At 67.8% G+C, this 11531-nt stretch carries 10 protein-coding genes; 6 read left to right on the forward strand and 4 right to left on the reverse strand.

What is annotated here, in order from left to right; all coding sequences use genetic code 11:
- Positions 1 to 181: 181 nt before the first annotated feature.
- The 4 genes from ACFY4A_RS41730 (at position 182) to ACFY4A_RS41745 (ending at position 2642) form a co-directional block, all read left to right on the forward strand.
- Positions 182 to 511, forward strand: a complete 330-nt coding sequence (locus ACFY4A_RS41730; protein ID WP_390834537.1) for a transposase — start codon at positions 182 to 184, stop codon at positions 509 to 511.
- Between the two features lie 115 nt (positions 512 to 626).
- Positions 627 to 1097 carry an IS3 family transposase gene (locus tag ACFY4A_RS41735; protein WP_390834538.1) on the forward strand — a complete coding sequence of 157 codons (471 nt, stop codon included), beginning with the start codon at positions 627 to 629 and terminating at the stop codon, positions 1095 to 1097.
- On the forward strand, positions 1058 to 1444 hold the full coding sequence (locus tag ACFY4A_RS41740; protein ID WP_390834539.1) for a transposase: 387 nt from the start codon (positions 1058 to 1060) through the stop codon (positions 1442 to 1444). Before ACFY4A_RS41735 ends, ACFY4A_RS41740 begins: the two co-directional genes overlap by 40 nt.
- A 244-nt stretch (positions 1445 to 1688) precedes the next feature.
- Entirely contained in the window at positions 1689 to 2642 is a 954-nt protein-coding gene (locus tag ACFY4A_RS41745; RefSeq protein ID WP_390834545.1) for a ParB N-terminal domain-containing protein, read from the forward strand.
- Positions 2643 to 2768: 126 nt separating this feature from the next.
- Here ACFY4A_RS41745 and ACFY4A_RS41750 read toward each other — a convergent pair whose 3' ends face one another.
- From ACFY4A_RS41750 to ACFY4A_RS41765, 4 genes are all read right to left on the reverse strand, one after another.
- Complete coding sequence (locus ACFY4A_RS41750) at positions 2769 to 3572, reverse strand: alpha/beta fold hydrolase (RefSeq protein WP_390834540.1); 804 nt, start codon at positions 3570 to 3572, stop codon at positions 2769 to 2771.
- A 207-nt stretch (positions 3573 to 3779) separates the two neighbouring features.
- Positions 3780 to 5411, reverse strand: coding sequence for an MFS transporter (locus tag ACFY4A_RS41755; RefSeq protein WP_390834541.1), 1632 nt, complete (start codon positions 5409 to 5411; stop codon positions 3780 to 3782).
- Between the two features lie 283 nt (positions 5412 to 5694).
- Positions 5695 to 7632, reverse strand: coding sequence for an ABC transporter ATP-binding protein (locus tag ACFY4A_RS41760; RefSeq protein ID WP_390834546.1), 1938 nt, complete (start codon positions 7630 to 7632; stop codon positions 5695 to 5697).
- A 56-nt stretch (positions 7633 to 7688) separates the two neighbouring features.
- On the reverse strand, positions 7689 to 8534 hold the full coding sequence (locus ACFY4A_RS41765) for a cytochrome P450 (protein WP_390834542.1): 846 nt from the start codon (positions 8532 to 8534) through the stop codon (positions 7689 to 7691).
- Positions 8535 to 9302: 768 nt separating this feature from the next.
- Between ACFY4A_RS41765 and ACFY4A_RS41770 the strand changes: the two genes are divergently transcribed.
- Entirely contained in the window at positions 9303 to 9512 is a 210-nt protein-coding gene (locus tag ACFY4A_RS41770; RefSeq protein ID WP_390834543.1) for an MbtH family protein, read from the forward strand.
- 149 nt (positions 9513 to 9661) lie between these two features.
- A partial coding sequence (locus ACFY4A_RS41775) for a condensation domain-containing protein (protein WP_390834544.1) occupies positions 9662 to 11531 on the forward strand: 1870 nt, incomplete at its 3' end.

Here is an 11531-nt window from a genome sequence, read left to right on the forward strand (position 1 = left end):
CAAGAACTGACGCATCACCGGCCGCCGTCAGCAGCCCGCGTCGCCGCTGACGGCGAGGCACATACCCCCGCAAGATCAATGCGGCACTGCACTAGGGTGACGATCAACGTTGTCTGTCGTTGATGTGACTGCACCTCCCCTCCTACTGTGGAGACCGTGACCGGAGGGATAGTTGGGGGTCATGGCATCCAGGAAGCGCAGCTACGACGCCGAGTTCCGTGAGGGGGCGGTACGGATCGTGACGGAGACCGGGAAGCCGACTCCGGAGGTGGCCGAGGATCTGGGCATCCATCCCGGGACGCTGCACAGCTGGGTCTCGCGAGCGAGGCGCAACGGGTCGCCGTCGCCGGACCGGCCGGTGGCCGAGCCGTCTGCTGGCCGGCTGCGGGAGAGTGAGCGGGCGGAGCTGGAGCGGCTGCGGGCCGAGGCCAGGGAGAAGGACAAGCGCATCCGCGAGCTGGAGATGGAGCGTGATGTGTGCAAGCGATTCGTGGCCTTGTGGGTGAAGTAGCTGAGGCGGACCCGGCCGTTGCGGTCGGGGTGATCAGCAGCTGCAAGGCCGAGGAGGGCATACCGCATCGCGTCGCCTGCCGGGCTCTGGGGGTGTCGGAGTCGTGGTACTACGAGTGGCGCGACCGGCCGCCGACCGGACGGGAGATGCGCCGGCAGCACCTGGCGGAGGAAATCGAGGAGATCTTCCACGCCTCGAGGGCACCTACGGCTCGCCGAAGGTGTTCATCGAGCTGGTGCGCCGGGGCTGGCGGGTGTCGGTGAACACCGTCGCGAAGCTGATGGCCGAGCTCGGGCTGGCGGGCCGGAAGGTCAAGCGCCGCCGGTCGCTGACCAGGCCGGGCAGGCGGCCGGCCGCCCCGGACTTCGTCCGCCGGGACTTCACCGCCGAGGAACCGGACCTCGTCTGGGCAGGCGACATGACCGAGATCGACACCGGCGAGGGCAAGTTCTACCTGGCAACGGTGATCGATCTGTTCTCCCGTCGGCTGCTCGGCTACGCGATGGGCGCCCGGCACGACGCCGGGCTGTGGTGGCCTCACTCAACATGGCCGCGGCCACCCGGGGCGGCGACGTCCGCGGCGTGATCACGCACACCGGCAGGGGCAGCGAACACCGCTCCCGGAAGTTCAAGCGGGCCTGCCGCAAGCTGGGCATCGTGCAGCCGATGGGCAGAGTCGGATCTTGCTTCGTTAACGCCGTGAGCGAGGCGTTCAACAGCGTGCTCAAGGTCGAGTACGTCCACCGGCACACCTTCCGCACCCGCACCGAGACACGCATCAAGATCGCCACCTGGATCACCGACTTCTGCAACACCAGGCGGCTGCACAGTGTGTGCGGTTTCAAGAGCCCGATCGACTACGAACGTGACTACCGAGCCACCCTCGCCGAGGGACTGGCCGCATCGATCGTCTCCACACTGCGAGGGGATTGACACCGGCGGCTGCGAGAGATGCCCGACAGGGGATGACGCAAAAGGCGATCGTGTGTTTGATTTACACCGAAACTCGTGAGCGGCAGTGACAAGCAACTCTGAGCGGCAACGTTTCGAGCTGGGGGTAATCGAATTGGTTGAACTGGACACTGTCTTACCTGATGCTTCGCGGGGCGGGGCTGTCGCCGGCCTGAGGCGGGAATCCACGGTTCTTGAGGAGGACCGTGAGCAGAACTTCGTTTCTGTGCCGATTTCTTCTCTGCGGCCCGGCAACTCTCCACGCACGGAAGGACATAGCAGAGAGCATATAGCGAGGCTGGTGGAAGTGGAGGCGCCGCTTCCGCCTATCCTCGTCAACCGGCGAAACATGCAAGTGATCGACGGGACACACCGATTGCTGGCCGCCATGCTAAGAGGCGACGAGACGATCAGGGCCGTGTTCTTCGACGGCACCGTGGAAGACGCCTTCCTCCATGCGGTCAAGGCGAACGTGGAGCATGGGCTCCCGTTGTCGCTGGCGGACCGTCAGGCCGCCGCCGGCCGGATCGTTTCCACACATCCGCACATGTCCGACCGTGCGATCGCGCGCGTTTCCGGGCTGGGGGCGAAGGCCGTGGCGGCGATCCGGAGGCGTTCAACTGACGCCGGGGAGCAGTTGAACGCGCGAGTCGGCCGAGACGGGAAGGTGCGGCCGGTGAACAGTGCCGAAGGCCGACGCCGGGCGGCGGAGGCGATCATCCAGAATCCGGAGGCCTCGTTGCGGGAGGTCGCCCGGATCGCGGGGATCTCGCCGGCGACGGCCGGTGACGTCCGCAAGCGGCTTCAGGCGGGCGAGCCGCCCATCCCGGAGAAGAGCGCCGCGCCCGAGCCCCGTGGCGACGACAGGGCGTCGGACCAGGGGGCCAGGCCGAGACGGGAGCGGCTGGCGCGGCTCATCCAGCCGGATCCGGGTTACGTCCTGGACAAACTGCTGAAGGACCCGTCGCTGCGCCACAAGGAAGAGGGACGGCAGCTTCTGCGTCTGCTGCAGAACAACGCCGTGGGGCCGCAGAAGTGGGGGCAGCTGACCGCCGCGGTGCCGCCGCACTGCAGCGCTCTGGTCGTGGATCTGGCGCGGCAGTACGCCCAGACGTGGCTGGAGTTCGCGCAGGAACTCGACGAGCGCATGGGTTTCATCGGCGAATCCGTGACCGGATGACCGTCATGATCTGATGCCGTTGTTGACAACTCCGTAGGGCTGGACACGGCCGGCGGGGTCACTCGGGGCGGGAACGGCTCGCCCGGGTGGCCCCGTCTCGCACTTCTGTCGGTGCTTGTCCTTCTGTCAGTGCTTGTCGAGAAATTCAATGATCGCGGAGTTTACCGTCTCCGGGCTCTCCAGATATCCCATGTGGCCGCAGTCGGGCACTTCGACGTAGTCGCAGTCCGGGATGGCGTCGGCGACCTCGACGGCGAGATGCGGGGGAGTGATCAGGTCGTCGGTGAAAGCGATGACCCGGCACGGGACCTCGATTCCCCGAAGGGACTCCCGGCGGTCCTCGTCGGTGTTCACCCAGGTCTGGCCGCCGGACTTCTCACTGCTGCCGCCGGACAACTCGAAGATCTCCAGCCACATGGCGGCCTTCGCGTCGTCGTTCAGCGTCCTGGGCGACAGCATCTCCACCACCGAACGGAGGGCCGCGTAGCGGGGAGGCAACTCCACGCCGCTCTCTAGGAGCGTCCGGTCGGCCGCCGACCATGCCCGCCGGACGGCGTCCGACCGCGACCTGGTGGCGATCAGCACCGCGGACCGCACCAGTTCCGGGGACTCCAGTGCCAGCTGCTGGGCGACCATCGCACCCATCGAGGCGCCCACGACGCGGCAGGGCGCGAGGTCGAGCGCCTCGACCAGGCCCCTGGTGTCGGCGACGAGGTCGGCGAGCGAGTATTTCCCGACAGGCGCGTCCGAGTTCCCGGTACCCCGGTTGTCGAAGGTGACTGTTTCGTACCCCGCCGCATTCAGCGCGGGTGTCTGGTTCACCGTCCAGACGTGGCCCGCCGCCGCCGATCCCATGATGAGGAGCACCGGCTCTCCGTGGCCGGACCGTTCGTAGGAAACCCGGATACCGTTGGTATTCACGTAAGGCATTCGACGCACCCCGCATTTCTCTTCGTCCAGCCGTCAAAAAAGCGATGCAGTTGCCGGTTCGAGTTGCCATGTGCCAGTTTCCTGCTGTCTATGGCCAGTTGCCAGTTGCCAGTTGCCAGTTGCCAGTTGCTAGCTACTAGCTGCACATAACATTTCCTCGCGGCCAACTATGGCACCGGGCAATATCCCTGATCAACTGCTCGGCATTCATTTCGAACACGGAGTTCCGCGTGACAGACCGTACGGCGCGGCGATCCGGTAGACACCGGGTTCCGGAGCCGTCAGCCGGGTCCAGCCGTCCGCCTCGGCCAGGCAGCCGTCGCGCGACGAAGGCCCCCTCACGCGCCTGCCGTCCGCGTCGACCAGAGCGAGCCAGGGCGACCACTGAATCCGGACCAGCACCTGCCCTGCCGACCGGACGGACAGCACCGTCCCGCTCTCACCGGCACGTATGACGGACGCGGAAGGCCCCGCGAGCGGCGTCGGGTCCTTCACCCGGAACAGCTTCCAGTCGGCGTCCGACCAGACCTCGCTCAGATAGGGGAGCCCCGCCGAGACTAGTTCCGTCTCCTCCTCCGCCCCTATGTCGGGCCGGCCCCGTGTCGGCAGCACCACGTAGCGCACCGCCCAACGGTTCAGCCAGGCACGGTAGTTGGCGGCATCGAGTGTGCCGTCGTAGAAGAGTCCGTTGCGCTTCATGTCGGCCTGACGGTTCCAGCCACGGGCGAGGTTCACGTACGGCGCGAGCGCCGACGCCTCCCTGTGGCTGCGCGGGGGCACCACCTCGACCCGGCCCCGTTCCGCGTGAGCGCGCCGCAGCTGCTCGACGAGGGGCGGGAGCCCGCTCGCCCACGCCGTGTCGGGAGTGGTGAGCCTGATGTCCGACACCGTCTTGTGGAACGTCCAGGTGACCAGCCCGGCCAGGGCCAACCCGGCCACCGACAGCCGCAGCAGCCGCAGCGTCCGTCCGCCGGTGTGGTGCTCGCCGGCCGCGGCCAGCAGCGCCGTACCGCCGAAGAGCAGCACCAGCCGTTCCACATTGCTGCCCACTGGCGAGGGAACCAGCCAGGTCACGGCCGCACCGACGGCGTAGACGGCCGCGCCGGCCCGCACGGTGCGCCACCGCCGCGGCGCCGTCAGCAGGACGGCCACCGTGTACATGAGGGGCTGCGCCACCGTGCCCAGTGCCAGGGGCTGTATCCCCTCGAACGGGAACAGCAAAGCCGACGCGCCGACCACGACGACCGGCGGCAGCGCCACCGCACAGGCGGCGGCCCGGCGCCCGCGCAGGAACAGCGCGGCACCGACGACCCCCAGGAACAGCCCGGCCACCGGACTCGCGGCCGTGGCCAGCAGCGAGAACAGGACCACGGCCGCGCCCCGCAGGCGCCCTCGCCGGGCCGGAGAGTCGGCCCGGTCGTCGCTCTCCCGGTGGAACACCACGGCCACCGTCGCGAGCCCGAACAGCAGCCCGAGACCGAATGTGGAGCGGCCGGAGGCGGCGTTGCAGGCCAGTGCCACGGCACCCCACAGGACCGGCAGCAGCGGACGGCGCACTCCGGCGCAGCGGGTGAGGACGAACGCCAGCAGGCCCGCGGAGAGCGTCCCGGCGATCACCGTCGTCGTCCGCACACCGAACGCCGCCATCACATACGTCGAGACGACGCTGTACGACATCGGGTGGATCCCGCCGTACCAGGCGAAGTCGTACGCGGAACCGGGGTGCCGTCCGACGAAACCGGCCCATGCGTCCTGGCTCGCGATGTCACCGCCGCTGTTGGCGACGAACCGGAACCACAGCAGGTGCAGCAGCCCCGCGGTGACCACAGCGATCGTCACCGGATCCCGCAGCAGCCGCCCGGCTCCGGCGGGCGCGTTCCCGGCGGGCGTGCCGTGGCCCTCACGCCCGACAGGGAGTACGCCGTCCCGGGCGTCGGCTGTTGAGCCGGCGGCTGAGTCGGCTGTTGAGCCGGCCGCTAAATCGGCTGTCGAAGGGCTGTCGGGTTCCGCTGTGGTCATCGATGCTGGCCCTCCCCCTGGCCGGTCGCGCGTCCCCAGGCGCGGTCGGTCGCCTGGGGGACACTAGCAAACGCTGTTCGGCGAGCCGCCGGCTGCCGTTGGCTCAGGCCGGGCCCGGGGCACCGGCCGCGGAACCGACCTCCTCGCCGGTGTTCTCCTGCAGGGCGAACTGCGTCCGGTACAGCTCCGCGTAAAGCCCGTTCAGGGCCAGCAGTTCCTCATGGGTTCCGCGTTCGCGGATCCGGCCCGCCTCGACGACGAGGATCTGGTCCGCGTCCCGGATGGTTGAGAGCCGGTGCGCGATCACAAGCGAGGTCCGGTCGGCCAGCGCGGCCTTGAGGGCCCGTTGGATGGCGGCCTCGGACTCCGAGTCCAGGTGCGCGGTCGCCTCGTCGAGGACGACGACCGGCGGCGACTTGAGTAGCAGCCTGGCCAGGGCGATGCGCTGCTTCTCGCCACCGGAGAGGCGGTAGCCCCGGTCGCCCACCACTGTGTCGAGACCCTCCGAGAGGGAGGAGATGGTGTCCCAGATCCGTGCCGACATGCACGCCTCGACCAGGTCCTGCTCGGTGGCCTCGGGACGGGCGTACAACAGGTTCGCGCGGATGGTGTCATGGAACAGATGGGCGTCCTGAGTGACCACACCCACCGTGTCCCGCAGCGACTCGAGGGTCAGGTCCCGGATGTCGTGTCCGCCGACGCGTACGGCGCCCGCGTCCGGGTCGTACATCCTGGGCACCAGCTGGGTGATCGTGGTCTTACCGGCCCCGGACGGGCCGACCAGCGCCGTCAGCTTCCCCGCCGGCGCGACGAAGTTCAGGTCGTCCAGGATCCACGCGCCGTCGGCCCGTTCCGGCTGCGGAACCGAAATCGCCTCCAGGGAGGCCAGCGAGACGTCCGCGGCGGACGGGTAGCGGAAGGACACCCCGGAGAACTCGATGTCGGGAGCGGCCGGCGCGCCGGACTCGGCGGCGGGCAGGGCCACGGCGCCGGGGCGTTCCTCGATCAGCGGCTTCAGGTCCATCACCTCGAAGACCCGGTCGAAGCTGACCAGTGCCGTCATCACCTCCACCTGCATGGAAGCCAGCTGACTCACCGGGCTGTAGAGCCTCAGCAGCAGGGTGAGCATCGCCACCAGCGTGCCGAGTTCGAGAACGCCATCGATGGCGAGACTGCCGCCGAGCCCGTACACCAGTGCCGTGGTGAGCGACGTCAGGACCGTGATGCCGATGATGAACATCCGGGCGTAGACGCTCTCGGCGATCGTGAGGTCCCGTCTGCGGGCCGCCGCCTTCGCGAACTGGGCGGCCTCCTCCGCCGGCCGCCCGTAGAGCTTCACCAGCATGGCCCCGGACACGTTGAACCGCTCGTCCGCCATCGAGCCCATCCGGGCGTCGATCTGCATGCCTTCCCGGGTGAGCCGTTGCAGAGCCCTTCCGATCATCCTGCCGGGCAGGAGGAGCAGCGGAAACAGGACGAGCGAGGCGAGGGTGATCTGCCAGGAGAGATAGAACATCGCGCTGATCACCAGGACTAGGGTCAGCGCGGCCGAAACCGCCTGCGACAGCAGCGTCGTGACGGCCTGCCGGGCCCCGTTGATGTCGGTGCTGACCCGGCTGATCAGAGAGCCGGTCTGGGCCCGGGTGAAGAACGCGATCGGCTGCCGCAGCAGATGCTCGAACAGCGCGGTACGCAGCTCGTACACCAGCCCCTCCCCGACCCGGCCCGAGGAGTAGGCCTGGACGTACGACGCCAGCGCGTTCACCAGGGCCAGGGCGGCGATGGTCACGGACAGCCACACGACGACCGAGAGCTTCCCGGGCAGGATGCCGTCGTCGATGAGCATCTTGAGGATCAGCGGACTCGCCGCGGCGATCGCCGCGTCCAGAGCGGTCGTCACCGCGAGCAGGATCAGGGACCAGCGGTATCGCAGGGCGTACGGCACGATGCGCCGCACCGTGCCCGGCTTGATCCTCTGCCGGGTGACCCCTTCCTCATCGAGCCGCGGACGCATCAGGCCCAGTGCCGGGCCGCCCATCATGGACACGAAAAGCTTCCTCGCTCTCGGGTTCTCCGGTGCCGGCGCCGGCGTCGGCGCTAGGCCGCGGCGGCGGTCAGCCGGACCGGCAGATACTCGGGGCCGTTGACGACGATCGACGTCAACCGGGTGGGGGTGCCGTCGAGTTCGATACGAATGGACCTGTGCAGAAGCTCGTGGTAAAGGAGGCGGAGCTCGGCGCGGGCCAGCACGCTGCCCAGGCAGAAGTGCTCACCGAATCCCAGGGCCAGATGCCGGTTCGGTTTACGACGGATGTCGAACTGGTCGGGATCGGTGAAGACGGACTCGTCACGGTTGGCGGAAGGCAGCCAGAACGTCACACAGTCACCGGCCTCAATCCGGGGACCGTGTATCTCGATCGGCCGCACCGCGGTACGCATGATGTGCGTGGCCGTGGAGGTCCAGCGGAGCACCTCCTCCACCGCTGACGGCAGGAGGTCGGGCTCCTTCGCCAGTGCGGCCCACTGGTCGGGATGCTCCAGGAAAGCCAGCATTCCGCCGGCCGCGGCGATACGCGTGTTCTCGGTGCCGCCGACCAGCAGGTTGTCGCAGTTCAGAATGATGTCTTCCGGCGACAGGGGAACACCATCGACGACGGCCGTCGCCAGAATGCTTACCAGGTCGTCCGAGGGATTCGCCGCCTTGGCTGCCTGGAGTTCCTCGAAGTAGCCCATGATGTCCAGGTGGGCGAACCTCTGGGTCAGCGGATCGCCGGCACCGAAAGCCTGACTGGTCAACTTGAACAGGTGATCCCAGTCGGAACTCGGCACGCCCATCATTCGGCAGATCACATACAGCGGCACACGTGCGGCGATGTCCGCCACGAAATCACATGACCCGCGCTCCAGGGCGTCGTCCACGACCCGGCGGGTGACCTCGCCCATCTCGGGTTCGAAACCACGGACCGACCTGAGTGCGAACCACTCGTCGACCAGCCCCCTGAGCTGACGGTGACGCGGCGGATCCGTCAGCGCCAGCGTACGTCCACCACCCGGATCCTCGCCGTGTTCCGCCGGACGCAGAAGAATTCCCCGCGCCGAACTGAACGTCTCCGCGTCACGGTATGCCGTCCGCACGTCCTCGTACCTGGTGAGCGCCCAGAAGCCGGGCAGTTCGGTGGGAGGATGCCAGTACACGGGGGCATTGGCCCGAAGCCAGCGCCACTGCTCGAACGGATCGCCGTGCGCGTACAGCTCGGGATCCACCAGGTTGATCTGCGGAGGGTGCTGGGCCGACACGCTGTGCATGCGGATACCTCACAGGAATTGCTCGAATTTTTTCGAGACCGGATACTCAGCGGTTACGGCGAATGCACCGCGGGCAAAGACCGTTGCGATCCCCGAATAGGCCTGGCACGGTGGCACGCTGCGCGGACGGCCGTCAAGTTGCGACGGCACGGTGCCGGCCCCCGAAGAAGCCGACCACCTGCGTGTTCAACATGTTCAACTGGCGCATCGACACACTTGAACACCCATTGGTCACGCCATTGTTGAACGCGCGTCGAAGCATTGCCGATCGCCGTTGGACGCCCGCAGAGGGCTGATGCATAGTGAGGTCCGGCAACCAGGAACTCGGCGGACCGACCGGAATGGTGCCGACAGCACCCCTTAGCGTTGCGATCCACATCATTCACTCGAGAAGGGGACGGTGCAGTGACGAATCCGTTCGACGATCCCGACGCCAGCTATCTGGTCCTGGTCAACGACGAAGGCCAGCATTCGCTCTGGCCGGTCTTCGTGGACGTACCCGACGGCTGGCAGAAGGTATTCGGTGAGGCAGGCCGCCAGGAATGCCTTGACTACATCGAGAAGTCCTGGACCGACATGCGGCCGAAGAGCTTGATCGAGGCCATGGAGAAATAGGCCATCTCACAACTCTCCCCGGGGGCGTCGGCTTGGCCGGCGCCCATTCTGGGATCTGGACCGTCCAGCCGCGTACCGGATCCAGACGCACACGCAGCACGGATCGTGAACTGCCAGGTCGCAATACCGAATCATGGGGGTGGGCGGTAATGGCCGCATCCGAGGGCGAGCTCTGCGAATTGACGGCGTCCCAGCTAGGCATCTGGAATGCGCAGCAGCTGGCTCCGGACAACCCGATCTACAACATCGCGGAGCGCGTCGACATCCACGGGGCCCTCGACCTCGACCTCTTCGTCGAGGCGATGCGCCGCACGCTCGACGAGGCCCAGACCTACCACCTCCGCTTCCACGTGGACTCCGGCGTTCCCCACCAGTACCTCGCGATCTCGCACGACCACCCGATCCGTGTCGTCGACCTCACCGGCGAACCCGATCCCGGCGCTGCGGCCGAGCAGTGGATGCAGCAGGACGCACGCAGCCCGGTGGACCTCACCACCGGGCCGCTCTTCGTACAGGCCGTGTTCCGGCTCGCCGAGGACCACGTCGTCTGGTACCAGCGCTCGCACCACCTCGTCTTCGACGGCTACAGCGGAGTGGTCCTCTCCGGCCGGCTGCAGGAGATCTACTCGGCGCTCCTGGAGGACCGTGAGCCCACGGGCGAAGCGCTGGAACCACTGTCCCTGCTGATGGACGCGGACCGCGCGTACCGCGACTCGGAGGAGTTCCAAGAGGACCGCGCCTTCTGGCTCGACACCCTGGCCGGCTTTCCCGAGGAGACCGGTCAGGGCGGCCACCGGTTCCGCGACCTGCCCGACGCCCCCATACGGCACACCGAGGAATTCGGCGCCGGAGAGGCCACCGTCCTCAAGGCTTCCGCACGGCGGCTGAAGACCAGCCTCGCCGGACTGATGATCACGGCGGCCGCCCTGTACCAGCACCGCATGACCGGCGCACGGGACGTCGCCGTCGCCGTCCCCGTCCTGGGCCGGGTGGGCAAGCGGGAACTCCGGGTCCCCGGCCTCACGGCGAACCTCCTCCCGATCCGGCTCACGATCGCACCGGACACCCGCGTCCAGGACCTCGTCCGACAGGCGTCGAGGAAGATCCGCGACGGACTGCGCCACCAGCGGTACCGCTACGAGGACATGCACCGCGACCTCAACCTGATCGACAGCGCGCCCCTGTGCGCCCTCTACATCAACGTCATGTCCTTCGCCTACCCGCTGCAGTTCGGGGACTGCGTCACCACCGTCCGCAACGTCGTCCCGGGACCGATCGACGACCTGGGGATCGACGTCTACGACCGCTCGGCCGACGGCAGCATCCAGATCGCGTTCGGCGCCAACCCCGATCTCCACACCAGGGACGCCGTGGAGGACGTCTCCCGACGTTTCCAGCAGGTCCTGAACTGGCTCACCGCGGCATCTCCCGACGACTCCGTCAGGGAGGTGGATGTGCTGGGTGAGGTCGAGCGGCGTCGGGTGTTGGTGGAGTGGAACGACACGGCTGCTGAGGTGCCGGATGTGTCGTTGGTGGGGTTGCTGGAGTCGCAGGTGGCGCGGACGCCGGATGCGGTGGCGGTGGTCGCGGGTGATGTGTCGCTGTCGTACGCGGAGTTGGATGCGCGGGCGAATCGGTTGGCCCGGTTGCTGATCGGCTGTGGTGTGGGGCCGGAGTCGGTGGTGGGGGTCGCGTTGGAGCGCGGTGTGGATCTGGTGGTGGCGTTGTGGGGTGTGTTGAAGGCGGGGGCTGCGTATCTGCCGGTGGATCCGGAGCTTCCGGTGGAGCGGATCGCCTTCATGCTGGGCGATGCCGGTGCGGCGGCTGTGGTGACGGTCAAGGCGTTTGAGGACGTGATCGCGGAGGACGTGCCGTCTGTGGTGCTTGATTCCCCTGAGGTTTCTGGGGAGTTGGCGGGGCTGGATTCCTCTGCTCCTGGGGTGGTGGGGTCAATTGCACATCCGGCGTATGTGATTTATACGTCGGGTTCGACGGGGCTGCCGAAGGGTGTGGTGGTTT

The sequence above is a fragment of the Streptomyces sp. NPDC001292 genome, from assembly GCF_042896465.1.
Lineage (GTDB): Bacteria > Actinomycetota > Actinomycetes > Streptomycetales > Streptomycetaceae > Streptomyces.

Excerpts from the sequence above, each read along its gene's own strand:
- ACFY4A_RS41730 (WP_390834537.1), top strand. The coding sequence starts at position 182 with ATGGCATCCAGGAAGCGCAGCTACGACGCCGAGTTCCGTGAGGGGGCG.
- ACFY4A_RS41750 (WP_390834540.1), bottom strand. The coding sequence starts at position 3,572 with ATGCCTTACGTGAATACCAACGGTATCCGGGTTTCCTACGAACGGTCC.
- ACFY4A_RS41740 (WP_390834539.1), top strand. The coding sequence starts at position 1,058 with ATGGCCGCGGCCACCCGGGGCGGCGACGTCCGCGGCGTGATCACGCAC.
- ACFY4A_RS41765 (WP_390834542.1), bottom strand. The coding sequence starts at position 8,534 with ATGGGCGAGGTCACCCGCCGGGTCGTGGACGACGCCCTGGAGCGCGGG.
- ACFY4A_RS41760 (WP_390834546.1), bottom strand. The coding sequence starts at position 7,632 with ATGATGGGCGGCCCGGCACTGGGCCTGATGCGTCCGCGGCTCGATGAG.